The organism is Saccharopolyspora hordei (assembly GCF_013410345.1).
Classification (GTDB): Bacteria; Actinomycetota; Actinomycetes; order Mycobacteriales; family Pseudonocardiaceae; genus Saccharopolyspora; species Saccharopolyspora hordei.
Map to the genome: position 1 here is coordinate 2,303,357 of NZ_JACCFJ010000001.1, position 25,740 is coordinate 2,329,096.

Here is a 25,740-nt window from a genome sequence, read left to right on the forward strand (position 1 = left end):
ACGGGATCGCGCGGGAGAGGAGGGAGTCAACGGTGTTGCTGATCCGCTGCCCCTGGTGCGGGGACCGGGACGAGACCGAGTTCCGCTACGGCGGTCAGGCCGACGTCGCCTTCCCCGACGACCCCGCCGCGCTCGACGACGCGGCGTGGGCGGAGTACCTGTTCGTCCGCGACAACCCGTGCGGGCCGTTCCGCGAGCGCTGGGTGCACACCGCCGGCTGCCGCCGCTGGTTCACCGTCGTCCGCGACACCCGGACCAACGAGATGCGTCCCGAGAAGGTGGTGCCATGACACGCCCCGCTGGTCCTTCCCGGCTGCCCGCGGGAGGGCGCGTCGACCGCACCCGCGCGCTGCGGTTCACCGTGGACGGCATCCCGCTCACCGGCCACCCCGGCGACACGCTGGCCTCAGCGCTGCTGGCCAGCGGCCGGACCGAGGTCGGGCCGTCGATCTACCGGGACCGGCCGCGGGGCGTCCTGACCGCCGACGGCACCGAGCCCAACGCGCTGGTCCAGGTGCTCAGCGGTGGCCCGGAGCCGATGGTGCCCGCCACCACGCTGGAACTGCACGACGGCCTGCAGGTGGCGACCCTGTCCGGGGTCGGCTGGCTCAGCGCGGCACCGGACCCCACCGTCCACGACAAGAAGCACGTGCACGCCGACGTGGTCGTGGTCGGTGCGGGACCGGCCGGGATCGCCGCCGCGCTCGCGGCCGGGCGCAGCGGCGCGCGGGTGCTGCTGGTCGAGCAGGGGCGCGAGCTCGGCGGGTCGCTGCTGGACGGCGACGAGCGGATCGACGGCCGCAGCGCGGGGGAGTGGATCGCCCGCGCCGCGCGCGACCTCGTGGACGCGCCGGAGGTGCGGGTGCTCACCCGTGCCGCCGCGGTCGGCCTCTACGACCACGGCTACCTGCTCGTCGCGGAACGGCGCGAGCGCGGCCAACGGCTGTGGCACGTGCGGGCGAAGCAGGTCGTGCTGGCCACCGGGGCGCACGAGCGGCCGATGGTCTTCGCCGACAACGACCGGCCGGGCACCATGCTCGCCTCGGCGGTGCGCACCTACCTCAAGCGGTACGCGGTGCTGCCCGGACGGGACGCGGTCGTGGTCACCACGTCCGACAGCGCGTACGCGACCGCGGCCGACCTCGCCGCCGCCGGGGCGCGGGTCCGTGCGGTGGTCGACACCCGCCCGGAACCCCCGCAGCGGCTCCTCGACCTGGCGGACTCCCTCGGCGCGCAGGTCTTCACCGGCTCGGCCGTCGCCGGGACGACCGGTGACCCGCGGGTGACGTCCGCGCGCATCACCGGGCTCGACGGCGCGGGCACCGCGACCGAGGTCGAGTGCGACCTGCTGGCGGTGTGCGGCGGGTGGGACCCGGCGGTGCAGCTGTTCGCCCAGGCGGGCGGCAGCGTGCGCTGGGACCGGCTGGCGGCCGGGTTCGTGCCGGAGCAGGGGCCCGGGCTGCCCACGGTGGTCGGGGCGGCGCGCGGCACCTACGACCTCGCGGGCTGCCTCGCCCAGGGGCTGGCCGCCGGGGCTGCCGCGGCCACCGCCAGCGGGTTCCGGGTCGCGGCCCCACCGGTGCCGCCGGTGGCCGGGGACCGGCCGGTCGCCGCACCCCGCCCGGTGTGGCTGGTGCCGGACGGCTCCGGCGATCCCTCGGACTGGGACCGGCACTTCGTCGACCTGCAGCGCGACGCCACGGTCGCGGACGTCTGGCGGGCGGTCGGTGCCGGGATGCGCTCGGTCGAGCACGTCAAGCGCTACACCACCATCGGCACCGGCAGCGACCAGGGCGCGACCTCCTCGGTCAACTCCGTCGGCGTCCTCGCCGAGGCGCTCGGCGCGGAATCGCCCGGCGAGGTGGGCACCACGACCGCCCGGCCGCCGCACGCCCCGGTGTCGTTCGCGCTGCTGGCCGGCCGGGAGCGCGGCGTGCTGCACGACCCGGTGCGCACCACGCCGATGCACTCCTGGCACGTCGCGCACGGCGCGGTGTTCGAGGACGTGGGGCAGTGGAAGCGGCCGCGGTACTACCCGCGCGACGGCGAGGACATGGCCGCCGCGGTGCACCGCGAGTGCCTGGCGGCGCGCACCGGGGTGGCGGTGCAGGACGTCTCCACGCTCGGCCGGATCGAGATCGTCGGGCCGGACGCGCCGGAGTTCCTCAACCGCGTCTACACCAACGCCTTCGCCAAGCTCCCGGTCGGCAAGGCCCGCTACGGCGTCATGTGCACCGCCGACGGGATGGTCTTCGACGACGGGGTGTCGATGCGGCTGGCCGAGGACCGCTACCTGATGAGCACCACGACCGGCGGCGCGGCGACGGTGCTGGAGTGGCTGGAGGAGTGGCTGCAGACCGAGTGGCCGCACCTGGCGGTGCACTGCACGTCGGTGACCGAGCAGTGGGCGGCGGTGGCCCTGGTCGGGCCTGACTCGCGCGCGGTGCTGGCCCGGCTGGCCCCGGACCTGGACGTCTCGAACGAGGCGTTCGGCTTCCTGGAGTTCCGGGAGACCACGTTGGCCAACGGGATCTCGGCTCGGATCAGCCGGATCTCGTTCTCCGGCGAGCTGGCCTACGAGATCAACGTCGAGTCCTGGTACGGCCTGGCGCTGTGGGAAGCGGTGTTCGAGGCGGGGCAGGACTTCGGCATCACGCCCTACGGCACCGAGACCATGCACGTGCTGCGCGCGGAGAAGGGCTTCGTGATCGTCGGGCAGGACACCGACGGCACGGTGACGCCGCTGGACCTGGGCATGGACTGGGTGGTGTCGCGGCGCAAGGACTTCATCGGCAAGCGGTCCTTCACCCGCCCCGACACCGCCCGCGCGGACCGCAAGCAGCTGGTCGGGCTGCTCCCGGTGGACCCGGGGGAGCTGCTGCCGGAGGGTGCGCAGCTGGTCGAGCCGGACACCCCGCTGGAGCCGCCGGTGCCGATGCTCGGGCACGTCACCTCCAGCTACCGCAGCGCGGTCCTGGACCGCACCTTCGCGCTGGCGCTGGTCCGCGGTGGACGGGACCGCATCGGCGAGGTGCTGCACGCGCCGGTCGACGGCCGGACCATCCCGGTCGAGGTGACCGAGCCGGTGTTCTACGACGTGGAAGGAGCTCGCCGTGACGGTCGTCAGCCCGGCTGACCGGAAGGCCGACACCCGGTCGCTGCGCCGCAGTCCGCTCGCCGACCGGGCCGCGGAGCTGCGGGACCGCAGCGCGCGGGACGTCCAGCTGGCCGAGGAGCCGTTCCTGACCCAGGTGAACCTCCGGGTGCACCCGGGCAGCCCGGCGGTGGCCCGCATCGAGCACGCCCTGGACCTGGCGCTGCCGCACCACGAACCGAACACGGTCTCCGGCGACGAGACCGAGGCGGCGCTCTGGCTGGGACCCGACGAGTGGTTGCTGGTCGGCCCCGACGGCCGGGCGGCGTCCTTGGTCGCGGCCGTCACCGAGGCGCTCGCCGACTCGCTCGGGTCCTGTGTGGACGTCTCGGCGAACCGGACCACGGTGCGGCTGTCCGGGCCGCGGTCGCGGGACGTCCTGGAGAAGGTCTGCTCCCTGGACCTGCACCCGCGGTCGTTCGGCCCCGGCCGCTGCGCGCAGACGCTGGTGGGCAGGGCGCAGGTGGTCCTCTGGCAGGTGACCCGGGAACCGGCCTACCGCCTGCTGGTCCGCGGCTCCTACGCCGCTTACCTCGCCGACCTCCTCCTCGACGCCGCCGACGAGTTCACCACCGAGTGATCTCCGCGAGGTGCAGGGCACCTCCCACCACCTGGGTCGGCGGGAGGCGCCCTGCACGCTTCACCCGATCCGGTGGTTTGGTCCGGGACGGGCCGGTCTCACCGAGCTGCTGCGGGGGCGGGGGTGGGTCGGGAGAGGGCGGCGGTGAGGCGGCGCCGGTGGGTGGCGAACTGCTTCGGGCTGTTCATCGCCAGCACCGCGACCTGGCGGCCGCCGCGGTGGTAGGTCGCCACGAAGCGACGGGACGCCAGCGACCCGTCCACGACGGTGATCCGGTCCTTCGGCCCCGCGTAGCCCGCGAACTGCAGCGTCGACCCGTACTGCCGGGACCAGAAGTGCGGGACCCCGGTGCAGGTCGCCACGGTGCGGCCGGCCAGCAGGTTGCGCACCGCCACCGGTGGCTGGTCCACCGCCGTGGTCCAGTGCGGGCTGCGCACCGTGCGCGAGCGGTGCACCGGTTGGTAGCGGGCGAGGTCGCCGACCGCCACCACGGTCGGCAGCGCCGTGACGCACCCGGCGTCGGTGACCACGCCGTCGCGGAGCTTCAGCCCGGAACCGCGCAGCCAGCGCGTGGCGGGTTCGGTGCCGGTCTCGACGACGACCACGTCCGCCGGGACCACCCGCCCGTCGGCCAGTTCGACACCGGTCACCCGGTCTTCGGCCAGCACGCGCGTCACGGGCGTGCCGCACCGCACCCGCACCCCGTTGTCCTCGTGCTGCGCGAAGAACAGCGGCGCCAGCTCGATGCCCAGGGTCCGCGCCAGCGGCAGGTGCTGCGCGTCGACCAGCGTCACCTCGGCGCCCCGCTCCCGGCAGGTGGAGGCGACCTCGGTGCCGATCAGCCCGGCGCCGACCACCACCACGCGCGCTCCCGCGCGGACCGCCTCGCGCAGGGCGAGCGCGCCGTCGAGGGTGCGCACCTGGTGGCAGCCGGGGGCGTCCGCACCGGGCAGTCCCAGCGGTTCCGAGCCGGTGGCGAGCACGACGCCGTCCGCGCGGACCTCGCTGCCGTCGGCGAGCACCACCGTGCCGCGCCGCGGGTCGAGCCGGACCGCCGGGGTGCCCAACCGCCAGTCCGCGTCGAGGTCGGCCTCCTCCTGCTCGCTGCCCAGCGCCAGCTCGTCCGGTTGCACCGTCCCCGCCAGCAGTTCCTTGGACAGCGGCGGCCGGTCGTACGGTCGGTGCGCTTCCGCGCCGATGACCAGCAGTCGTCCGTCGAAGCCCTGTTCGCGCAGTTCCTGCGCGGCGCGCCAGCCCGCCACCGAGGCCCCGACGACGGCGACCGTCCTCAACTCGCGATCACGGCCGGTGTGGCCACGAGGCATGACAACAGCCCGACCTCCGTTGCACAATGAGGAACCAGACGTGGTATGTGCAACAAATCTGACTCTTTGGTTGCGACAACGTCAAGAGGGACAACGGATGGTTCTGGTATGTGCACCGCGAGCGGATACGGTTGACCGGTGGGTAGCGCAGCGGAATCACGCGGAAGGAGTTCTGGCGCTCTGGTGCAGTCCGTCGACCGGGCTGTGACCGTCTTGGAACTGCTGGCGCGCAACGGCGAAGCCGGCATCACCGAGATCGCCGGGGAGCTGGGAGTGCACAAGTCGACGGCCTCTCGGCTGGTCAGCGTGCTCGAAGCGCGCGGCCTGGTGGAACAGCTGGGCGAGCGCGGCAAGTACGCCATCGGCTTCGGCGTCGTGCGCCTGGCCGGGGCGGCGACCGAGCGGATGGACCTGCCGAGGCTGGGCAGGCCGTTCTGCGAGTCGCTGGCCGCCGACCTGGGCGAGACGGTCAACATCGCGATCCGGGACCACGACGTCGCCATCAACATCAGCCAGGCGCGCGGCACCGCGGCGGTGACCGCGCACAACTGGGTCGGTCAGCGCACCCCGCTGCACGCCACCTCCAGCGGCAAGGTGCTGCTCGCGCACGCGCCGCGCGAGGACCAGGACGAGCTGCTGCTCCGGCCGCTGGAGCGGTACACCACCCGGACCGTCACCAGCGCTGCCCAGTTGCGCAAGGACTTCGAGCTGATCGTCCGCGACGGCTACGCGACGAGCTACGAGGAACTGGAGCTGGGGCTCAACGCCGCGGCGGTCGCCGTCTACAACCAGGAGGGCGAGGTCATCGCGGCGCTGAGCGCCTCGGGCCCGTCCTACCGCTTCTCCCGCAAGCGCATGCGCGAGGTCGTCGGCGCGATGCGGATCGCCGCCAAGGAGCTCTCCTCCCAGCTCGGCTTCCTGGCCTGAGTCACTCCCGGGACAGCCACAGCTCCTCCAGGTCGAGCTGGTGCATGACGCGGCGCAGGACCTCGTCGTCGATGCGGCGGTCGTCGCGGAACTGGATGAAGACCGCCCGTTCCGCGGCCAGCATCTCGCCCCGCAGCCGCCGGTACGCCGCGGTGGGGCTCTCCCCGATCTCGTCGGAGGAGCGCCCCAGCCGCTCCCACGCCTGGTTGCTGCGCCGCGTCGCGGCGTCGCGCAGCAGCTCCACGACCTCGGGCGGCGGCGACGACTCCGCGGCGAGCTCGTCCAACCGCTGCCGCGCCGCGCGGGCGGCGTGGTGCTGGGCCTGCGCTTCGGCGAGGGCGTCGGTGTAGTCCTCGGTGCCGCGGACGCCGAGCTTGGTGATGAGCCAGGGCAGCGTGCTGCCGTGCAGCAGCAGCGTCGCCAGCGTCACGAAGAACGTCAGGAACAGCACCTCGGCGCGGTTCGGGAACGGCGCGCCGCTCAACGTCGTCGTCGGGATGGCGGACGCCGCCGCCAGCGACACCACGCCGCGCATGCCCGCCCACGACACCACCAGCTCGTGCCGCCAGTCCGGCCCGCGACCGCGCAGCAGCTCCGGCAGGTGCATGGTGAGGAACACCCACACCACCCGCGCGAGCACCACCCCACCGGTGAGCGCCAGGCCGGCGAGCAGCAGCGGTCCCCAGGGGACCGTCACGCTCGCCACGACGGTGCGCAGCTGCAGGCCGATCAGGGCGAACACCACCGCTTCCAGCAGCGTGTCCGCGGCGTTCCACACCGCCCGGTCCTGCAGCCGGGTGGCGGCGCCGCCCGAGGTCGCGTGGTGCCCCAGGTAGAGCCCGGCGACCACGACGGCCAGCACCCCGGAGGCGTGCACCTGCTCGGCGACCAGGTAGGCGAAGAACGGCACGAGCAGCCCGGTGGCGCTCTCCAGCAGTTCGTCGTGCAGCACCTGCCGGATCCGCCGCACCACCCAGCCGGTGGCGTAGCCGATCACCGCCCCGCCCACCGCGGCGAGGAGGAACATGCCGATCCCGGACAGCAGCGAGGCGCCGACGCCGACCGCGGCCGCCACCGCCACGCGGAAGGCGGTCAGCGCGGTCGCGTCGTTGACCAGGCTCTCGCCGCTGAGCACCGTCATGACCTGGCGCGGCAGCCCGATCCGGCGGCCGATCGCGATGGCCGCGACCGCGTCCGGCGGCGCCACCACCGCGCCGAGCACCAGCGCCGCGCTCAGCGGCAGGCCCGGCACCAGCCACCACGCGAGGGTGCCGGCGACCGCCGTGGTGAACAGGACCAGGCCGAACGCCAGCAGCCCGATCGGGCGCAGGTTGGCCTTGATGCCGGTGGTGGAGCTGTTCAGCGCCGCGGAGTACAGCAGCGGCGGCAGGATGAGCAGCAGCACCACGTGCGGCTCGATCGTGTAGTCCGGCACGCCGGGGATCGACGACGCCAGCCCGACCACGACGAGCGCCAGCGGGGCGGGCACGCCCACGCGCCGGGCGACCGCGGTCACCGCCAGCGCCCCGGCGAGCAGGGCCATCAACGCGGGGAGTTCGTCCATGCTCCCTCCGGTGTTGCTGCGAGGGCCGGGCGGTTACCGTCGACACGGATTCTCGCGCGCCCGCGCCGGAAAGGGGGACCGGACGATGCCCGGAGCCTGTGCACACCTGCGTGAAGCGAGCGGCCAGGCGCCGACGCCGAGCTCCGAGAACGGGTGCGAGGACTGCCTGGCCCTGGGCTTGCACGTCTGGTCGCACCTGCGGATCTGCACCGCGTGCGGCCACGTCGGCTGCTGCGACTCCAGCCCGCACCAGCACGCCACCGCGCACTTCCACGCCACGTCGCACCCGGTGGTCCGCTCGTTCGAACCGGGCGAGTCCTGGACCTGGTGCTACGTGGACGAGAAGCTGCAGCCCTGAGCGCTACAGCTCGTCGGCGACGTCGTCGGCGTTCTTGCCGCGCGCGAGGCGGCTGTTGTGCTGGCTGTAGACGAAGTAGAGGCCCAGGCCGATGACCATCCAGACGCCGAAGCGGATCCAGGTCCAGCCCTCCAGGTTGAGCATCAGGTACAGGCAGGCCGCCGCGGCCAGCGCCGGGATCACCGGGGACCACGGCACCCGGAACGCCCGCGGCAGGTCCGGGCGGGTCCGGCGCAGCACCAGCACGCCGACCGACACCAGCACGAACGCGAACAGCGTGCCGATGTTGGTCATCTCGGCGAGCACGTCGATCGGGGTCAGCGAGGCGATGGCCGCCACGATGACGCCGGTGATCAAGGTGACCCGGTAGGGCGTGCGGTACGTGCGGTGGACCTTGGCGAACCACACCGGCAGCAGCCCGTCACGGCTCATCGCGAAGCCGACGCGCGCCTGGCCGAGCATGAGGATGAGGATCACCGTGGTCAACCCGGCGATGGCGCCCAGCGAGACCAGGCCGACCGCCCACGGGGCGCCGATAGCCTGGAACGCGGTCGCCATCGGCGCCGCGGTGTCCAGCTGGTCGTACTTGACGATGCCGGTCATCACCAGCGACACCAGCACGTACAGGACGGAGCAGATGACCAGCGACCCGATGATGCCGATCGGCATGTCCCGCTGCGGGCGCCGGGTCTCCTCCGCGCCGCTGGCGACGATGTCGAAGCCGATGTAGGCGAAGAACACCAGCGCGGCGCCGGCCACCAGGCCGCTGAGCCCGAACGAGCCGGTCTGCCCGAAGATCGCGCTGATCAGCGGCTGCTCCAGCGGGGCGCTGACGGCGCCGGGCTCCGGCGGCTGGTACGGCGGGATGAACGGGTCCCAGTTGGCGGCCTTGACGAAGAACGCGCCGAAGATGATGAAGAACAGCACCACGGCGAGCTTGATGGCCACGACCACGTTGGTCACCGCGGCGCTGAGCCGGATGCCGACCACCAGCACGACGGTGAGGATGAGCGCGATGATCGCGGCGGGCAGGTTCACCACGCCGCCGGCGCCGGGCGCGGCGGTGAGCGCCTCGGGCAGCGCCAGGCCGACCGAGCCGAGCGCTTCGACGAAGTACTGCGACCAGCCCACCGACACCGTGGACGCGCCGATGATGAACTCCAGCATCAGGTCCCAGCCGATGAGCCAGGCGAAGAACTCGCCCAGCGACGCGTAGGAGAACGTGTAGGCGGACCCGGCGACGGGCACCACCGAGGCGAACTCGGCGTAGCACAGCGCGGCCAGGCCGCAGGCGATGCCGGAGATGACGAACGAGATGGAGATCCCCGGCCCGGCGTCGGTGGCCGCGGCGACGCCGGTGAGCACGAAGATGCCGGTCCCGATGATCGCGCCGATGCCGATGCCCAACAGGTCCACTGCCCGCAGCACGCGCCGGAGCCGGAACTCCGGGGCCTCCGCGTCCCTGATGGACTGTTCGACGGACTTCACGCGCATGATCGACATGGCTGGCCTCCCGCCCCGGACGTCTCGGTTCGCTCGCGCAGCGCGACCGCACCTGGAGACAGGATTGTGCGTCGGGTCACAGATGACAAGGCGACTCCGCTCATCGTGCACGAGCCGTGATCAGCAGCAGCGTGGCGGCGGTCGCCGACGCTGAACCGTTCGACCGGCCAGCGGCGGCGCGGACGGTCCGGCACCGTGGTGGGACGTCGCCGTCCCACGAGGAGGCCGCCATGTCCCGCCCGCCCTTCCCGCCGTTCGACGAGCGCACCGCCGCGCAGAAGGTCCAGGCCGCCGAGGACGCCTGGAACACCCGCGACCCCGAGCGCGTCGCGGCTGCCTACACCGAGGACTCGGTGTGGCGCAACCGCGACCGGTTCCTGTCCGGGCGTGAGGAGGTCGTGGCGTTCCTGCGGCAGAAGTGGGCCCGCGAACTGGACTACGCGCTGCGCAAGGAGCTCTGGGCGTTCCGGCAGGACCGCATCGCGGTGCGCTTCCAGTACGAGTGCCACGACGAGTCGGGCCAGTGGTGGCGCAGCTACGGCAACGAGCTGTGGGAGTTCACCGCCGACGGGCTGATGAGCCGCCGCGAGGCGAGCATCGACGACGTCCCCATCACCCCCGCCGAGCGCCGGATCTTCGGTCCGCGCCCGGAGTCGGAGCGGGGCGTGCCGCTCCCGGTGCGCTGACCGAGCCCCGGCTCAGCTCTCGCGGCTCGACCGGTCGGCGGTGCCCAGCGAGTTCAGCGCGTCGGCCGCCGAGGTCTTCGTCTCCTGGTCCACCGCGCTGCGGTCGGGTGCCGGTTGCAGCAGGGTCTGCGACGGCACGGCGACCGGTTCGAGGTCCGGGCGGGTGCGCTCGCGCGGGCGCGGGAGCCGCGGCCGGGACTGCGGTGGGACGGCAGGGGGCGGCGGGGGCTGGCTCGCGCTGATGTACAGGCCTTCCAGCACCAGCACGATGATCCCGATCATCAGGGCGCCGAGCGCCAACCACAGGCCGGTCGGTTCGCCGCCGAACCACCAGAGCCCGCCCGCCGCGCCGCAGCCGGCGCCCGCCGCGATGGCCAACAGGTGGAACAACAGGTGGACGGCATAACCCCTCACGACCCGAAACCTCCCCGTGCTCGATCGCGGTCCGTCCCCGGTGCGAACTGCGCTCGTCGGAATTGGGCGGCTGGTGCCGGACACGCACCTCGCTGCTGCTCGGTTGCCCGGTCGCGGGACAGGTCACACCGCAGATGCTGGGCGGACTCGCCGCGGAACCGATGGTAGCGCCGGATCTGCCCGTTCCGCCCGATCAAGTGATCCGCCCCGAATTCCACCTGTTCGGGCGATGGGGTCGGGGCGCGCCCGGCGGCCCTGACCAGCTCGACCTACGGTTGGGTGCACAGGGCCCCTGTCACCCGCACCGGTTGGGTTCTTGTCGGCGCGGTGGCGCCAGTCGCCGAAGCGAGGAGGGGTGGCCCGGTACTACGCAGTGGGGGGTGGGTGCCGGTGATCAACTCGCTGGCCGGATTCGCGTGGGCCGCGACGATCGGGATCGGGGCGATCCTCGGCTCGCCGATGCTGATGTCCTGGTTCGAGCACCGGATGCTCGGTTCGCGCACGGCCGCCCGGGGCGAGCGCCGCCGACAGGCCGGTGCGTCGCTGCGGGACCTGCGGTGGCGCCAGGTCATCTCGGTGCCGCGCCGGACGCCCGTCGGCGGTCCTGGCGCGATGCGCAGACCGGGTCTGCGGCGGTCCTTCGACCGGCCTACACCGGCTCGACGCCCGGCGAAGCCACGCAGCTGACCAGCGTCTCCACCGTCGCGGCGGCCCGCGCGAGGTACCAGGTCCCGGCCGGCACCACCAGCTGCGGCGACTGCCCGGCGCCGACGCCCAGCACCCGCTGCTCCGGTTCGGCCGCCGGTTCCGGTCCGTCACCGGCGCACACCAGGGTCAGCGGTCCACCCCGGTGCCACAGCCAGAGCACGTCGGAGTCCACCGTCCGCCACACCGACTGCTGCGCGGGCGGGAGCAGGTAGTAGGACGCGGTCGCCGCGGGCCGTCCGTTGCCGTTCGAGCTGGTCCAGGTGCGCCGGAACCAGCCGCCCGACGGGTGCGGCAGCAGGTCGAACTCCTCGGCGGTGCGGTTGCGGGTCTCCAGCGACACGAACGCGCCCGACGCGTCCCGCCGCGCGTAGCGGACACCGATCACCGCGCCGCGCTCCAGCGGACCGTAGACGTGCGGGAACAGCTGGTCGGCGGAGACGCCTCCGGGCGGTGTGGGGTGGGGTGCTTCCCAGCGCACCGGCGCGGACAGCTTCGCCGGGTCGAGCTCCAGCGCGACCACCGGCTCGGTCGCGGGGCGGAACAGCGTGTTGGCGACGGCGAGCGCGGTGCGCACGTCCGGCGAGCAGTGCACGAAGCCGTCCGTCCGGAGGCTCTCGGCGTGGATGGGCGAGCCGCGGTCGGCGTGGAAGGTGCTCAGCGGCAGTAGGTGCAGCAGCGTCGAACTCACCCCGACAGTCTCTCGCGGGAACGGGGTGGAACGCGATCAGGCGCCTAGGATCAGGTGCGTGGTGCGGATCGCGGTGCTGGACGACTACCAGGGCGTCGCTGCCGAGTACGCGGACTGGGACTCGCTGCCCGCGCAGGTCGAGTTCTTCCACGAGCACATCGCCGACCCCGACGAGCTGGTGCGCAGGCTGGCGCCGTTCGAGGTGGTCGCGGCGATGCGCGAGCGCACCGCCTTCCCGCGCGAGGTGCTCGCCGCGCTGCCGCGCCTGCGGCTGCTGGTCACCACCGGGATGCGCAACGCCGCGATCGACATGGTGGCGGCGCGGGAGCTGGGCGTGGTCGTCTCCGGCACCGGCGGCGGTGGGTCGGACCGCGCGTGGGCGCCGACCGCCGAGCTGACCTGGGGGCTGATCTTCGCGCTGCTGCGCGGGATCCCGGAGCACGACCGGCGCATCCGGGAGGGCGGCTGGCAGCAGGGCGTCGGCCTCGAGGTGGCCGGGCGGACGCTGGGCGTGCTCGGGCTGGGCCGGTTGGGCACGCAGGTCGCCACCGTCGGGCGGGCGTTCGGCATGGACGTGATCGCCTGGAGCCACCACCTCACCGACGAGGCCGCGGCGGCGGTCGGCGCGCGGCGGGTGGAGAAGGAGGAGCTGTTCGCCACCTCCGACGTGCTCACCGTCCACACCGTGCTCAGCGAGCGGACCCGCGGTCTGGTCGGGGCGGCCGAGCTGGCGCTGATGAAGCCGACGGCGTACCTGGTCAACACCTCGCGCGGGCCGGTGGTCGACGAGGCGGCGCTGCAGGCCGCGCTGCGCGCGGGCCGGCTGGCCGGGGCGGGCGTCGACGTGTTCTCCCGCGAGCCGCTGCCGCCGGACGACCCGTGGCGCACCACGCCGCGCACGGTGCTCACCCCGCACGTCGGCTACGTGACCGACGGCGTCTACCGGGCCTTCTACACCGACACCGTGGAGAGCGTCGCCGCCTGGCTGCGGGGTGCGCCGGTCCGGGTGCTCAACGCGGGGTGATCGGACGCGGACGGCACCGCCGTTCGGAGCATTCGGGGACTGAGACGGCTTCCGTCTGGATGGGAACTCGGTCTTGACGACCGGGGAGACGCAGATCACAGTCATACCAACCAGTCGGTCTGACCAAGATCAACAATCCGCCGTCCAGCCGAGGGAGAAGCCCCATGACTGCCGGTGCACCTGACGGACGAGCCCCAGGAACGCCGAAGAAGCTGCTGGTCGCAGCGCTGATCGCCAGTTCCATCGAGTGGTACGACTTCTTCATCTACGCCACCGCTGCGGCGCTGGTCTTCGGCCGCCAGTTCTTCCCCGAGGCCACCCCGCTGATCGGCGTGCTGCTGTCCTTCGCCACCTTCTGGGCCGGCTTCATCGCCCGGCCCATCGGCGGCCTGGTCTTCGGCCACCTCGGCGACAAGATCGGCCGCAAGCCCGCCGTGGTGACCTGCCTGGTCATGATGGGCACGGCGACCTTCCTCATCGGCGTGCTGCCCGGCGCGGCGACGATCGGCGTGGCCGCCCCGGTCCTGCTGGTGGCGCTGCGGTTCCTGCAGGGCATCGCGGTCGGCGGGCAGTGGGGCGGGATCGTGCTGCTGCTGACCGAGAACTCCGGGGGACGCAAGCGCGGCATGGCCGGCACCTTCGGCCAGATGGGCGTCCCACTGGGCGTGATCATGGGCAACGTCGTGTTCCTCGCGGTCGGTGCCGTGCTGAGCCCGGAGGCGTTCCAGGCCTGGGGCTGGCGGGTGCCGTTCCTGGCCAGCGCGGCGCTGGCGCCGGTGGTGCTGTTCATCCAGCTCAAGATCGAGGACACCCCGGTGTTCCGCGAACTCCAGGCCCGCAAGGAGCAGCAGGAGCAGCAGGTGGTGCGGGCCCCGCTGATGGAGGTGCTGCGCACCCACAAGCGCACGGTGCTGCTCGGCGCCGGACTGCTGTTCGCCACCAACTCGATCTTCTACATCAGCATCTCCGGGCTGCTCGACTACGGCACCCGTGAGCTCGGCATGCAGCGCCAGACGTTGCTGACGATCTCGCTGGTGTCCTCAGTGGTCGGTGTCGTCGTGATCTTCCTCAGCGGTGCGCTGTCGGACCGCTGGGGCCGCCGCCCGCTGATCCTCGTCGGCGCCGGTCTGCTCGCGCTGTGGGCGTTCCCGTTCTTCTGGCTGGTGGACACCGCGACGGTGCTCGGCGTGGCGGTCGCGGCCGCGGTCGGCAGCGTCGGGTCCAGCCTCACCTACGGCCCGCTGGCGGCCTACCTCAGCGAGCTGTTCGAACCGCGGGTGCGCTACTCCGGTGCGTCGCTGGCCTACCAGCTGGCGGCGATCCTGGTCAGCGGCGGCACGCCGTTCATCATGACGGCCCTGCTGGCCGCGACCGGGACCTCGGCCTCGGTCTCCGGGTACCTGCTGCTGATGGGCCTGTGCACGCTGGTCTCGGCGTGGCTGCTCCGCGAGACCCGGCCTCGGTCCACAGTGGAGGTCCGGGCCCGCGAAGCCGCCGAGGCGCCGTAGGGGTCAGTCGAAGACGATGAGGCTGCGGGCGCCTCGGCCGGCGCGCATCTCGTCGAAGGCGGCGCTGACGTCGGACAGCGCGATCCGCTGGGAGACGAGGGCGTCCAGGTCGAGGCGTCCCGCGCGGTAGTGCTCCAGCAGGACCGGGACGTCCACCGCCGGGTCGGTGTCGCCGTACATGCAGCCGCGCAGCGTCCGGGCGGAGTGGGCGACCTCCAGGGCGCTGAGGCTCAGCTGGTCGTCGGCGGCGCCGAGGCCGACCACGGTGGCCTGGCCGCCGCGGCGGGTCGCCGACCAGGCGGCCCGGATGGTCTCGGCGCGACCGACGCACTCGAAGGCGTGGTCGGCGCCGCGCCCCTCGGTGAGCTTGCGGATCCGCTTGCTCAGGTCCGGCGAGGGCTCCAGCACCTCGGTCGCCCCGAGCCGCTGGGCCAGCTCGGCCTTCTCCGGCGCGGGGTCCACCGCCACGATCGTGCTCGCCCCCGCGATCCGGGCGGCTTGCACCGCGCACAGCCCGATCCCGCCGAGACCGAAGACCACGACGCTCTCCCCGGGCCGCACCCGGGCGGCGTTGAGCACCGCACCGACCCCGGTGAGCACCGCGCAGCCCAGCAGCGCGGCCTGCTCCAGCGGGACGTCACCGGCGAGCCGCACGCACGCGTTCGCGCTGACCACCGTCTCGGTGGCGAAGGCCGCGGTGCCCAGGCCCGGGTGCACGTCGGTGCCGTCGGACAGCGTCGCGTACGGGGCGGCCATCGCCTCGCCCGCGCGCGGGCACAGGTACGGCTGCCCGTGCGCGCAGAACCAGCACTCGCGGCACGGCGGCGTCCAGTTGAGCACCACCGGGTCGCCCGGAGCCAAGCCGGTCACCCCGGGGCCCACCGACACCACGCGCCCGGCTCCCTCGTGGCCGAGCACCGCGGGCATCGGGTGCGCGAGCACGCCGGTGGCCAGCGACAGGTCGGAGTGGCAGACACCGGTCGCCGCCAACCGCACGCGCACCTGGCCGGGGCCGGGCTCGGGCAGGTCGATCTCCTCGACCCGCAGCGCGCCCCCGGTCTCCCGCACGACCGCCGCCAACACCGCCGACATCCGCCACCTCTTTCCCGCAGGGCCTCCGTGACGGCCCAACGCGGCCCCCGCGCCCGGGTTGTGGCTGCGGTCGCAAGTGTGACCACCACCGCAGGCGCGGGGGCCGGCGGTCAGACGTCGTTGGCGAGCTGCTTGACCCGCTCGATGAGCCTGGCCCGCTCCGCCGCGTCCCCGGCGATCGGCGTGACGTTCAGCGTGGTCACACCCGACTCCTTCAGCGCGGCCAGCCGTTCCTTGACGTGGCTCTCCGGGCCGATCAGCGAGGTCTTCTCCAGCAGGTCGCGCGGCACCGCCGCGGCCGCCTCGTCCTTCTTGCCGCTGAGGTAGAGGTCCTGGATCTGCTCGGCCTCGGCCTCGTAGCCGTAGCGGCGGGCCAGGTTGTTGTAGAAGTTCTTGCCCTTGGCGCCCATGCCGCCGACGTAGAGCGCGACGTGCGGCCGGACGAAGTCCACCAGGTCCTCCAGGCCCTCGCCGATGGCCAGCGGCGCCTGGGCCACCACGTCCAGCGGCGGCAGCGACGCGTCGCGCTTGGCCTTGCCCGCGGCCAGCGGCTCGCCCCAGACCTCGCCCGCCTTCTCCGGCAGGTAGAAGATCGGCTCCCACGCCTCGGCGATCTCGGCGACCATCTCGACGTTCTTCGGGCCGATCGCGGCGATCATGATCGGGATCCGGTCGCGCACCGGGTGGTTGATCAGCTTCAGCGGCTTGCCCAGGCCGGTGCCCTGCTCGGCGGGCAGCGGGATGCTGTAGTGCTTGCCGCTGTGCTGCACCTTCTCCCGGCGCCAGACCTGGCGGCAGATCTCCACGATCTCGCGGGTGCGGCCCAGCGGGGCGTGGTAGGGCACGCCGTGGAAGCCCTCGATGACCTGCGGACCGGACGCCCCGATGCCCAGCGTGAAGCGGCCGTCGGAGACGTAGTCCAGCCCCGCCGCGGTCATCGCCGTCAAGGTGGGCGTGCGGGTGTAGATCTGCAGGATGCCGGAGGCGATCTCCACGCGTTCGGTGCGGGCCGCGATGTAGCCCATCTGGCTGACCGCGTCGAACGAGTACGCCTCCGGGACGTAGACGATGTCCAGCCCGGCCTTCTCGTAGGTGGCCAGGTCGTCGACGGTTTCCTTGAAGCCCCCGCTGTAGTTCAGCGGCATCCCGATGCGCATCGGCCGTCCCTTCCGGTTCGCGGCAGCGGCGCTGTCCAGTCGGCCACGCCGCCGAGGTCGCCCAGAGGTTACCGCCGGGTACGGGCGAGCGGGAACGAGCTCGCGCGGGCGCGCGTGTGACCGGGGTCTCAGCCGTGGGTGGCCCTGGCGGGCGGGGTGCGCGTGCGGACCCCGACAATGGGGACATGTCCGCCACCGCACCCGCTCGCAGTCCGCGCGCACTGGTGGGCAGAGCATGAAGCTCGCTCTGCTGGACATCGGGTCCACCGCTGCGCGCCTGGAGATCGTCGACCTCGACCGGTCGCGGATGCCGCGGGCCGACTGGAGCGTCAAGGCCCGCACCCGGCTCGCCGAGCACACCGGCGCCGACGGGGTGGTCGACGACCGCGGTGTGGAGCGCGCGGTGCGGGCGGTGCGGCACTGCGTGCGCGCGGCCGCGGACCAGCGGCCGGACGCGCTGGTCGCCTTCGGCACCTCGGCGGTGCGCGACGCGGCGAACGGGGAGCGGCTGCGCGCGGAGCTCAGCGACGCGGCCGGGGTGCGGATCGGCGTGCTCAGCCCGCGCGACGAAGCCGCCGTCACCTACCACGCGGCGCGGCGCTGGCACGGGCGCCGCGGTGCGCCGATGACCACGGTGGACATCGGCGGCGGCACCATCGACGTGGCCACCGGGCGCGACCTGGAGCCCTCCGAGGTGGTGTCGCTGCCCCTCGGCGCCGCCCGGCTGACCAGGCAGTACCTGCCGGACGACCCGCCGCGCCCGGACCAGGTCGAGGAGCTGGTCGCGGCCGTGCGCCGCACCCTCCGGCGCTCGCTGAGCCACTTCGCCGAGGCCGACCTGGGGCACCCGGTGGCGCTGTCGAAGGTGCTGCGGCAGCTGGCGGTGCTCACCGAGAGCGCGCCCGGCAGCCTCGCCCGCCACCCCGACCGCCTCTCGCGCGCCAAGCTGCGTCCGTGGATCCCGCGACTGGCCGAACTGGACCAGGCGCAGCGGGCGGCGCTGCCCGGCGTGTCCCGCAGCCGGGCCCGCCGCATCCTCGCCGGGGCGATCGCGGCGGAGCACATCCTCGGCACCATCGGCGTGGACGAGCTGGAGATCTGCCCGTGGGGCCTGCGGGAAGGCCTGGTCTTCCGGTTCGCCGAGGCCCGGGAGTGCACCGGCGGTGACGTCCGCGAGCTCATGACGACGCTGTTCCGTTGATCGACGGCGAGCGCGGAACCCCGCGGTACCGGTAGCGTCGGCCACGGTCATGACCGACTCGTTCGAGGGGGACCTGACGTGGCAGTTCTGCTGCAGCTGTTGACCACCATGGTCGCGGTGTGGATCACCACCGCGCTGCCGGGGATCGAACTGGGCGGGGAGGACACCGCGGCGAAGGTGCTCACCCTGCTCGCGGTGTCGGTCCTGTTCGGCATGGTCAACCTGGTGCTCAAGCCCATCGCGAAGACCCTGGGCTGCCTGCTGTACGTGCTGACGCTCGGGCTGTTCGGCCTGGTCGTCAACGCGCTGCTGTTCTGGCTGACCAGCTACCTGGCGGGGGAGCTGGGCCTGCCCTTCCACGTCGACGGCTTCTGGCCGGCGTTCTGGGGCGCGCTGGTCGTCACCATCGTCAGCAGCGCGCTGGCCGGCATCGTCCGCCGCGCCCAGCACCGGGAGGACGAGGTCCGCTGAGCCCTCGTGAGCGCGGGAGCCGGCTGCAACCGGCTCCCGCGCTCACGACCGGGCGTCAGCGGTCCCGGGCCCCGATGCGGGCGGCGATGTCCTCGCCGATGAGCAGCGACGCCGTGGCCGCGGGGGAGGGGGCGTTGAGGACGTGCACCCAGTGCTCGTCCTCGACCACCAGGAAGTCGTCCACCAGCGTGCCGTCCGGGGTGATCGCCTGCGCCCGGACCCCGGCTTCGGCGCGCAGCAGGTCGCGGCTGCGCAGGTCCGGCACCAACTGGCGGGCCGCCCGCACGAACAGCGGCTTCAGCACCGAGCGCGCGATCTCCGCCGCCCCGGTGCGCCAGTACTCCTTCGCCAGCACCCGCAGCCCGGGGTCGCGCACCAGGCGCCGCAGGTGCTCGCCCGACCAGGTCGCCCAGTCGTAGCCCTCGCGGGCCAGCGCGGGCACCGCGTTCGGGCCGACGTGCAGGCTGCCGTCGACCATCCGCGTCAGGTGCACCCCGAGGAACGGGAACGCCGGGTCCGGCACCGGGTACACCAGCGCGTTGACCAGGTCCCGCCGGAAGGACGTGGTCTCGTAGTACTCGCCGCGGAACGGCAGGATCCGGGCGGGCGGGGTGGCGCCGGCGAGTTCGGCGACCACGTCGCTGTGCAGGCCGGCGCAGTTCACCGCGCGCCGGGTGCGGACCTCGCCGCGGTCGGTGGCCAGCACCAGCTCCGCGCCGTCGCGGTGCACGCCGACGAGCTCGGTGCTGGGACGCAGGTCGGCGCCGCGCTCGGCGAGCAGCTCGGCGAGCGTGCGGCACACCGCGGGGAAGTCGGTGATCCCGGCGTCGGGCACCAGCAGCGCCCGCAAGCCCCGCACGTTCGGCTCCCGCTCGCGCAGCCGCGCGCTGTCCAGCTCCTCGACCCGCACGCCGTTGGCGGTACCGCGGCGGGCGAGCTCGGCGAGCCGGGGCAGCTGGTCCTCGGCGGTGGCGACCACGACCTTCCCAGTGCGCTGCACGGGGATCCCGTGCTCGGCGCAGAACCGGTACATCGCCTCACCGCCGGCGCGCGCGAACCGCGCCTTGGCGCTGCCCGGCGCGTAGTACAGTCCACTGTGGATGACGCCGGAGTTGTGGCCGGTCTGGTGGGCGCCCCAGTGGCGCTCCTTGTCGAGCACGGCGATCCGGCACCGCGGGTCGGCCTGGCTGAGCGCGTGCGCGGTGGCCAGCCCGACGATGCCGCCGCCGATGATCGTCACGTCGTGGGTCGCGGTCATGTCCGCCATCCTCATCACCCGGCCAGCCGATTCCAACCCCCGCCGGACGGGCGAACGCGTCACAGCGCCCTCCCGTCGCTCGGTAGGTTCGAGGGCGTCCCCCGGCGCCGAGGAGGAAGAGGACCACCGTGGAACTGCTGCTGCTGTCCAGCTCGACGAAGCACGGCACCGGCTTCCTGGAGCACGCGCTGCCCGCGGTGGCCGAGCTGCTGGCCGGCCGGGAGCGCCTGCTGTTCGTGCCGTTCGCCAAGCAGGACCACGACGCCTACGCCGCGACCGTGCAGGCCGCGGTCGAACCGCTGGGCATCACCGTCGAGGGCCTCCACCGCGCCGCCGACCCGGTGGCCGCGGTCCGCGAGGCCCAGGCGGTGTTCGTCGGAGGCGGCAACACCTTCCGGCTGCTCGCCGCGCTGCACCGGCTCGGGATCGTCGCGCCGCTGCGCGAGGCGGTGCGCGGCGGCACGCCCTACCTGGGCGCCAGCGCGGGCACCAACATGGCCTGTCCGACCCTGCGCACCAGCAACGACATGCCGATCGTGCAGCCGCCGTCGTTCGAGGCGATCGGCCTGGTGCCGTTCCAGGTCAACCCGCACTACCTCGACCCCGACCCGGGCAGCACGCACATGGGCGAGACCCGCGAGCAGCGGATCGTCGAGTTCCTGGAGGACAACGACGTGCCGGTGCTGGGCATCCGGGAGGGCGGGTGGCTGCGCGTCCGCGGCGAGCACGCCGAGCTCGGCGGCAGCGCCGGGGCGCGCCTGTTCGCCCGCGGCAGCGAACCCCGCGAGCTGCCGCCGGGGGCCGACGTCACGTTCCTGCTGCGCACCGAGCCGCGCTTCGACGTCTGACGCCACGGATCCCTGGTCCCGCAGCAGGATTCGCGTAGCCGTTCGATCACCCTGTGCTATGGTGCAGGCATCCTGCCGAGGGTTGCGGGAGCGGGACGCCGCCAATCGGCGCTTCGCCCTGGGCCGGGTGGTGGAACCCTGCTGGGTTGCAGCGCGGACACACCCCTGCGGGTGCGCACTGGGTCGGTTCGACGGTTGCGGAGCACTGTGGCGCGGACGAGCAGTTCCGGGAGCGAGTACAAGACGATCCGGGCCCGCCTGACGCGCGTCGGCCTGGTGCCGAGCATCATCCTGCTGGTGTTGTGGCTCGGGTTCTCGTCGTTGACGATCTACGACGGCTACTACGCCATGGCGGTCGCCAACGGGGTCCAGGAGGTGTCGCTCCCCGCCAGTGAGAGCTTGGTGGAGCTGCAGCAGGAACGCCGGCTCGAGCTGGAGCGGCTCAGCAGCCCCGGTGCCGACCCGGGCGCCGTGGCCGCGCAGCGGGCCCGCACCGACCGGGCGCTCGCGCGGACCCGGCCGAACTTCGACCGTCTGTCCGACTCGCCGGGCCCCATCGCCGACCAGGTCCGCAAGCTGGACTCGCTGCTGGACGAGCTGCCGGAGCGGCGAGCCGGGATGGACTCCGGCGCGGTGTCGCGGGACGAGGCCTTCGACTACTACAACGAGCTGCTGGACTCCTGGGCCGACCTGTTCGACACGCAGGCGCGGATCGTCCCGGACGTGACGGTCAGCCACGCCGGGTTGGCCGGCAGCGAGGTGGTCCGCGCGGCGGACGAGATGTCGCAGGCCGCGTCGCTGGGCAGCGCGGCGCTGGCCAGCGGCCAGTTCGGCGACACCGACCACGTGGCGTTCGCGCACCTCGTCGGCTCGTACCACGCGCGGCTCGACACGAACCTGGCCGCCATGGAGCCGAAGGGCGCGGCCAAGCTCCGCAAGCTCACCGCGAGCGAGGAGTGGCGCCGGCTGGCGGAGTACGAGGACCAGCTCATCGAGCACCCGGGCGCGCCCGGGGTGGACCCGGCCGCGTGGCAGGAGGTCACCGCGGAGGTGTCCGAGTCCCTGGTCCAGGTCGCCGTGCAGCAGGCCCGCGAAGGCGTGGCGCTCGGCCTGGACACCGGTCACCAGCGGTTCCTCGAGGTGCTGGCGCTGAGCCTGGGCGGGCTGGTGGCCGTGGGCATCGGCATCGTGCTGGCGGCCCGCGCTGCCCGCAGCCTGGTGGACCGCACCCTGGTGTCCCGGCTGGCGAGCCTGCGCGACGACACGCTGCGGCTGGCCCACGAGCGGCTGCCGGACATCATGTCCCGGCTGGAGCGCGGTGAGCAGGTCGACGTGGAGGCCGAGCTCGCGCCGCTGGACTACGGCATCGACGAGATCGGCCAGGTCGCCGACGCGTTCAACACCGCGCACCACACCGCGGTCGCGGCCGCGGTGCAGGAGAACCACGCCAAGGCGGGGTTCAACAAGGTCTTCCTCGGCATCGCGCACCGCAACCAGGGCCTGGTCCACCGGCAGCTGAAGGTGCTCGACCGGATGGAGCGCAGCGAGGAGCACCCGGAGCGGCTGGCGAGCCTGTTCGAGCTCGACCACCTGGCCACCCGCGCTCGCCGCAACGCCGAGAACCTGGTGGTGCTGGCCGGGGTGCAGCCGGGCCGGAAGTGGCGCAAGCCGGTGCGGCTGGCCGACGTGGTGCGCTCGGCGGTCGCCGAGACCGAGCACTTCGACCGCATCCGGGTGCACCGGACGCCGGACCTGTCGGTGGTCGGTGCCGCGGTGGGCGACGTGGTCCACCTGCTGGCCGAGCTGATGGACAACGCCACCTCGTTCTCCGCGCCGGACTCGCAGGTGCACGTCTACTGCGGCGACACCCCGCGCGGCGTGCTGCTGCGGATCGAGGACCAGGGCATGGGCATGCGCCCGGCCGAGCGCGACGAGGCCAACGTGCTGCTGGCCAGCAAGCCGAAGTTCGAGGACATCACGCTGCGCGGCGACTCCCGCCTCGGCCTGTTCGTGGTGGCCGTGCTGGCGTCCCGCCGCGGCATCAAGGTCGAGCTGCGGGAGGGGGCGTCGGGGGAGGGCACCGTGGCGCTGGTCCGGCTGCCCACCAACCTCGTGGCGCACGAGCGGTTGTTCGCGGACCGCTCCGAGGACCCGGACCTGCTGCGGCTGCCGTCGACGAGCTCCGCGTCCAGCACGTCCGGGTCCGGTGCCGACCAGACCAGCTCGATCCAGCGGAGGTGGCGGCGAGCGCGGGGCGTCGACCGCGCCGACTGAGCCTCCACGGTGGACTACGGAGTCAGCGCTGCGATCGCCCGTCTCAGGACGTCCTGCTCGTCGTCAGGCAGCCGGCGCGCGGCGTGCAGCATGTGCAGGGCGGTCCGCAACCGCGTGCGGTCGTCCTCGGTGCCGAGGTCACCGAGGCGCGCGGGCAGGACCACGGCGAGCGCCGTGAGGTCGCGGCGGTCGCAGAACCGCGCGATGAGTTCGTCGAGCAGGTCGTCGGCCGGGGTGTCGTGCTGAAGCCCTTCGGCGATGGCGTACCGGGTCCAGTCCGCGTACGGGCCCGGTGGGACGTCGGCAGCGGCAGCGGCGGCCCGGATGACGTGCTCGTGTGCTCGCTCGAGCTGGCCCAGGTCCCGGTAGCACCTGGCCAGGTTCAGGTGCAGCGAGGCGAAGAAGCCGCTCACCCGCTCGTCGGCGACCCGCTCCGCGCGGGCCAGGCTCTCCCGGTTCCAGTGCAGCGCGTCCTCCGGTGATGGCTGGTGCCGGGCGAGGTGGTGGGCGGCGATGGCGGCCTCGTAGTCGTCGGTGGCACGCTCCCAGGCGCGCTGGAAGTGCTCGCGCGCGTCGTCGTCCCGGCCTTCGGCCTCGGCCTGCACGCCCAGCGCGCACAGTCGCACGACGGGGTTCTCGGTATCCACTGTGGAAACTCCTTTCGTGCGGTCAGGCGCCGGGGCGCACCGGCATGACGAGCGTGGTGAAGCTGCCCTGGTCGGCGGAGCGCACCACGACGGGCAGGTCCGGTGCGGCGACCTCCAGCAGCACGTCGGGACCGACGCCGGCCTCCAGCGCCGGGACGAGCACCGTCGGCCTGACGGAGACGGTCAACTCAGCTCCACTGTGGACTGCGGGCAGCCGGGACTCGGCGCCGCCGCGGTCGGTGACCACCAGCTGGTCCCCGGCGGTGCGCAGCGCGACCGGGCCTTCGGTGTCGAGCAGCGCGGTGCGCAACGCGCTGCGGTCGGTGACGACCCGGTTCTGCGGGCTCGGCAGGTCGTCCAGGATCAGCCGGTAGTCGGGGAAGGTCTCCTCCGAGGTCGTCAGGGGCCGCGTCTGGTCGTCGCTGCGCAGCCGTGCCCCGCTGTCGTCGACCTCGATCTCGACCTCGGCGAGCGGCAGCGCCCACGAGGCGGCGTCGGTGAGCTCGGCGGCGTCGACCGCCAGGCGGGTCGCGCCGCCCTCGGCGGACACCGGTCGCAGCGTCCGGACCGCCAGCCGGTAGCGGTCGGTGGCCACCAGCCGCACCTCGTGGTCGTCGAGCTCGACGAGGACGCACCCCAGCACGGGGTACTTCCGCTGGACGGTGGGCGCCGCGATCGACGGCGCGACCTGCCGCACGGCGCTGGCCAGTTCCGCCCCGCCGACACGGACGCGCTGGCCGCCGGGCAGGGACCGCAGCACCTCCGCGATCGCGGACCGGGTGGCCGCTGCCGCGTCCTGCGCCCGCCGGGCGTGGGCGGTGAGCACGGCACGCGCCTGTTCGGCGGGCCCGTCGAGCACCACGCCGACCTCGGCCAGCGGCACCCCGGCCGTTCGCAGCCGCCGCAGCAGGACCGCGCGCGACACCTGGGTGGGGGAGTAGTAGCGGTACCCGGTCGCCTCGTCGACGTGCGCGGGCGGCAGCACGCCGCAGTCGTCGTAGAACCGCAGCGCGCTCGGCGTCAACCCGGTCTGCCGCGCGAAGGAACCGATGCTCAGCGAGGTGTCGTCCATGGGCAGGATCCTGGACCTTCGAGCAGCTCGAAGGTCAAACGCCGCCGGCCGGGGTGCCTGGTGCACACTGGGCGGGTGCGCGCCGACCCGATCCCGCTCCCCGAGGACGTGGCGGTGGACTGCGCCGAGCGGTACGCCTGCCTGGCCGACCCGGTGCGGGTGCGGCTGCTGCACGCGGTGGCCGCCGGACCGGCCACCGTCGACGAGCTGGCCGAGCTTGTGGGCGTCAGCCAGGACACCTGCGCCCACCACGTCCGCACGCTGGCCGACAACGGGTTCGTCGAGGTGGATGCGGCCGTCGTGACCGGTACCGCTCGCCGCGCCGGGCTGCCGCACCCGGCGGAGACCGTCCTGGGGCTGCTGGCCGTTCCGGACCGTTCGGACGACGTGCCCGGTGACGTCGTGGTGCGCGCCCTGCGGGAGGAGGACTGGCCCGCGGTGCGCCGCACCTACGGTGAGGGCATCGCCACCGGCAACGCCACGTTCGAGACCGAGGTGCCGCCCCGCGAGGTCCTGGAGGCCACGTGGCTCGCGGACCACCGCTGGGTCGCCGAGGTCGACGGCGCGGTCGCCGGGTGGGCGGCCGCGACCCCGGTCTCGGCGCGCGAGTGCTACGCCGGTGTCGTCGAGACCTCGCTCTACGTCGGCGCGGACGTCCGCGGCCGGGGTGTGGGGAAGGCCCTGCTGCGCCGGCAGGTCGCGGCCGCCGACGCCGGTGGCCTGTGGACGCTGCAGACCTCGATCTTCCCGGAGAACCGGGCCAGCCTGCTGCTGCACCGCGCCGCGGGGTTCCGCGTGGTCGGCGTCCGCGAGCGCATCGGCCGGCACCACGGGGCGTGGCGGGACACCGTCCTGCTGGAGCGCCGCCGCCCCTGATCTGTCCGAAGTGGACCCCAGCGCGGGAGTGATCTGCGCCGGGATCACCTTGACACCCCGCCCGCGCGCTGGAACCGTCGATCAGGAGTCCACGCGACGGTGCGCAGGAAGCCGGTGAGAGTCCGGCACGGTCCCGCCACTGTGAACGGGGAGTCGCTCGTCACCCGCGCCACTGCCGCTCTGCGGTGGGAAGGCAGGCGAGCGGCGTCGATCCGTGAGTCAGGAGACTGACGCCGTCGTGCCGAACCGCACGGGGTCGCGGAGCCCCGGAGGAGGTCATCGACGTGCCGCAGCGCGTTCCACTGCAGCCCGGCGGCCCGACGCCGCCCAGCACTGCGCAGCGCTCCACACCCTGACGCCAGGGAACCAGGTCTGAGCCAACCAGCCCCTCGGTCGGTGCGGGTC

24 protein-coding genes and 1 riboswitch are annotated in these 25,740 nt (G+C 73.5%); of the genes, 14 read left to right on the forward strand and 10 right to left on the reverse strand.

The window, feature by feature from the left end; genetic code table 11:
- Positions 1-32: 32 nt before the first annotated feature.
- From HNR68_RS10770 to HNR68_RS10780, 3 genes are read left to right on the forward strand one after another with little or no spacing between them, the layout of a single operon-like run.
- A complete protein-coding gene (locus HNR68_RS10770; RefSeq protein ID WP_179720060.1) occupies positions 33-290 on the forward strand; it encodes a sarcosine oxidase subunit delta in 258 nt (85 codons plus the stop codon).
- A complete protein-coding gene (locus HNR68_RS10775; protein WP_179720061.1) occupies positions 287-3,136 on the forward strand; it encodes a 2Fe-2S iron-sulfur cluster-binding protein in 2,850 nt (949 codons plus the stop codon). Before HNR68_RS10770 ends, HNR68_RS10775 begins: the two co-directional genes overlap by 4 nt.
- Positions 3,114-3,734: a sarcosine oxidase subunit gamma family protein gene (locus HNR68_RS10780; protein ID WP_179720063.1), complete on the forward strand. Its 621-nt coding sequence runs from the start codon at positions 3,114-3,116 to the stop codon at positions 3,732-3,734. The genes HNR68_RS10775 and HNR68_RS10780 overlap by 23 nt, the downstream gene beginning before the upstream one ends.
- A 98-nt stretch (positions 3,735-3,832) precedes the next feature.
- On the opposite strand, the gene HNR68_RS10785 is transcribed toward HNR68_RS10780, so the two are convergent.
- On the reverse strand, positions 3,833-5,026 hold the full coding sequence (locus tag HNR68_RS10785) for an NAD(P)/FAD-dependent oxidoreductase (RefSeq protein WP_179720064.1): 1,194 nt from the start codon (positions 5,024-5,026) through the stop codon (positions 3,833-3,835).
- A 216-nt stretch (positions 5,027-5,242) separates the two neighbouring features.
- On the opposite strand from HNR68_RS10785, the gene HNR68_RS10790 reads away from it, so the two are divergent.
- Positions 5,243-5,986, forward strand: a complete 744-nt coding sequence (locus HNR68_RS10790) for an IclR family transcriptional regulator domain-containing protein (RefSeq protein WP_179720066.1) — start codon at positions 5,243-5,245, stop codon at positions 5,984-5,986.
- Between the two features lies 1 nt (position 5,987).
- Here the strand turns inward: HNR68_RS10790 and HNR68_RS10795 are convergent, their stop codons facing one another.
- Complete coding sequence (locus HNR68_RS10795) at positions 5,988-7,550, reverse strand: Na+/H+ antiporter (RefSeq protein ID WP_179720068.1); 1,563 nt, start codon at positions 7,548-7,550, stop codon at positions 5,988-5,990.
- A gap of 85 nt (positions 7,551-7,635) precedes the next feature.
- Here HNR68_RS10795 and HNR68_RS10800 point away from each other — a divergent pair, with 85 nt between their 5' ends.
- Positions 7,636-7,908, forward strand: a complete 273-nt coding sequence (locus HNR68_RS10800) for a UBP-type zinc finger domain-containing protein (protein ID WP_179720070.1) — start codon at positions 7,636-7,638, stop codon at positions 7,906-7,908.
- A 3-nt stretch (positions 7,909-7,911) separates the two neighbouring features.
- Here HNR68_RS10800 and HNR68_RS10805 read toward each other — a convergent pair whose 3' ends face one another.
- Positions 7,912-9,411 (reverse strand): amino acid permease, encoded by a 1,500-nt coding sequence (locus tag HNR68_RS10805; protein ID WP_179720072.1) that lies wholly within the window; start codon positions 9,409-9,411, stop codon positions 7,912-7,914.
- Between the two features lie 230 nt (positions 9,412-9,641).
- Here HNR68_RS10805 and HNR68_RS10810 point away from each other — a divergent pair, with 230 nt between their 5' ends.
- Positions 9,642-10,097 carry a nuclear transport factor 2 family protein gene (locus tag HNR68_RS10810; protein WP_179720074.1) on the forward strand — a complete coding sequence of 152 codons (456 nt, stop codon included), beginning with the start codon at positions 9,642-9,644 and terminating at the stop codon, positions 10,095-10,097.
- A gap of 12 nt (positions 10,098-10,109) precedes the next feature.
- On the opposite strand, the gene HNR68_RS10815 is transcribed toward HNR68_RS10810, so the two are convergent.
- Entirely contained in the window at positions 10,110-10,511 is a 402-nt protein-coding gene (locus HNR68_RS10815; protein ID WP_179720076.1) for a hypothetical protein, read from the reverse strand.
- Between the two features lie 390 nt (positions 10,512-10,901).
- On the opposite strand from HNR68_RS10815, the gene HNR68_RS10820 reads away from it, so the two are divergent.
- Positions 10,902-11,198, forward strand: coding sequence for a hypothetical protein (locus HNR68_RS10820; RefSeq protein WP_179720078.1), 297 nt, complete (start codon positions 10,902-10,904; stop codon positions 11,196-11,198).
- Here HNR68_RS10820 and HNR68_RS10825 read toward each other — a convergent pair.
- Positions 11,161-11,907 carry a cupin domain-containing protein gene (locus HNR68_RS10825; RefSeq protein ID WP_179720080.1) on the reverse strand — a complete coding sequence of 249 codons (747 nt, stop codon included), beginning with the start codon at positions 11,905-11,907 and terminating at the stop codon, positions 11,161-11,163. The two genes, HNR68_RS10820 and HNR68_RS10825, sit on opposite strands and share 38 nt — an antisense overlap.
- 61 nt (positions 11,908-11,968) lie before the next feature.
- Here HNR68_RS10825 and HNR68_RS10830 point away from each other — a divergent pair, with 61 nt between their 5' ends.
- Positions 11,969-12,931, forward strand: coding sequence for a D-2-hydroxyacid dehydrogenase family protein (locus tag HNR68_RS10830; RefSeq protein ID WP_343050461.1), 963 nt, complete (start codon positions 11,969-11,971; stop codon positions 12,929-12,931).
- 164 nt (positions 12,932-13,095) lie between these two features.
- Positions 13,096-14,439, forward strand: a complete 1,344-nt coding sequence (locus HNR68_RS10835; RefSeq protein ID WP_179720084.1) for an MFS transporter — start codon at positions 13,096-13,098, stop codon at positions 14,437-14,439.
- Between the two features lie 3 nt (positions 14,440-14,442).
- Here HNR68_RS10835 and HNR68_RS10840 read toward each other — a convergent pair whose 3' ends face one another.
- Together HNR68_RS10840 and HNR68_RS10845 are read right to left on the reverse strand one after the other, a co-directional pair.
- Positions 14,443-15,531, reverse strand: a complete 1,089-nt coding sequence (locus HNR68_RS10840) for a Zn-dependent alcohol dehydrogenase (protein ID WP_179720086.1) — start codon at positions 15,529-15,531, stop codon at positions 14,443-14,445.
- Between the two features lie 110 nt (positions 15,532-15,641).
- On the reverse strand, positions 15,642-16,688 hold the full coding sequence (locus HNR68_RS10845) for an LLM class F420-dependent oxidoreductase (protein WP_179720088.1): 1,047 nt from the start codon (positions 16,686-16,688) through the stop codon (positions 15,642-15,644).
- A gap of 235 nt (positions 16,689-16,923) precedes the next feature.
- Here HNR68_RS10845 and HNR68_RS10850 point away from each other — a divergent pair, with 235 nt between their 5' ends.
- Entirely contained in the window at positions 16,924-17,889 is a 966-nt protein-coding gene (locus tag HNR68_RS10850) for a Ppx/GppA phosphatase family protein (protein WP_179720090.1), read from the forward strand.
- Positions 17,890-17,967: 78 nt separating this feature from the next.
- Entirely contained in the window at positions 17,968-18,360 is a 393-nt protein-coding gene (locus HNR68_RS10855) for a phage holin family protein (protein ID WP_179720092.1), read from the forward strand.
- Positions 18,361-18,415: 55 nt separating this feature from the next.
- Here HNR68_RS10855 and lhgO read toward each other — a convergent pair whose 3' ends face one another.
- Positions 18,416-19,618 (reverse strand): L-2-hydroxyglutarate oxidase, encoded by a 1,203-nt coding sequence (gene lhgO / locus HNR68_RS10860; protein WP_179720094.1) that lies wholly within the window; start codon positions 19,616-19,618, stop codon positions 18,416-18,418.
- 128 nt (positions 19,619-19,746) lie between these two features.
- Here lhgO and pepE point away from each other — a divergent pair, with 128 nt between their 5' ends.
- Positions 19,747-20,466: a dipeptidase PepE gene (pepE, locus tag HNR68_RS10865; protein WP_179720096.1), complete on the forward strand. Its 720-nt coding sequence runs from the start codon at positions 19,747-19,749 to the stop codon at positions 20,464-20,466.
- A gap of 207 nt (positions 20,467-20,673) precedes the next feature.
- Positions 20,674-22,740: a nitrate- and nitrite sensing domain-containing protein gene (locus tag HNR68_RS10870; protein WP_179720098.1), complete on the forward strand. Its 2,067-nt coding sequence runs from the start codon at positions 20,674-20,676 to the stop codon at positions 22,738-22,740.
- Between the two features lie 14 nt (positions 22,741-22,754).
- On the opposite strand, the gene HNR68_RS10875 is transcribed toward HNR68_RS10870, so the two are convergent.
- Positions 22,755-23,387 (reverse strand): hypothetical protein, encoded by a 633-nt coding sequence (locus HNR68_RS10875; protein ID WP_179720100.1) that lies wholly within the window; start codon positions 23,385-23,387, stop codon positions 22,755-22,757.
- A 22-nt stretch (positions 23,388-23,409) separates the two neighbouring features.
- Positions 23,410-24,459, reverse strand: coding sequence for a DNA polymerase III subunit beta family protein (locus HNR68_RS10880; RefSeq protein WP_179720102.1), 1,050 nt, complete (start codon positions 24,457-24,459; stop codon positions 23,410-23,412).
- Positions 24,460-24,534: 75 nt separating this feature from the next.
- On the opposite strand from HNR68_RS10880, the gene HNR68_RS10885 reads away from it, so the two are divergent.
- Complete coding sequence (locus tag HNR68_RS10885) at positions 24,535-25,335, forward strand: GNAT family N-acetyltransferase (protein WP_179720104.1); 801 nt, start codon at positions 24,535-24,537, stop codon at positions 25,333-25,335.
- Between the two features lie 80 nt (positions 25,336-25,415).
- Positions 25,416-25,587, forward strand: a riboswitch (cobalamin riboswitch).
- Positions 25,588-25,740 lie beyond the last annotated feature (153 nt).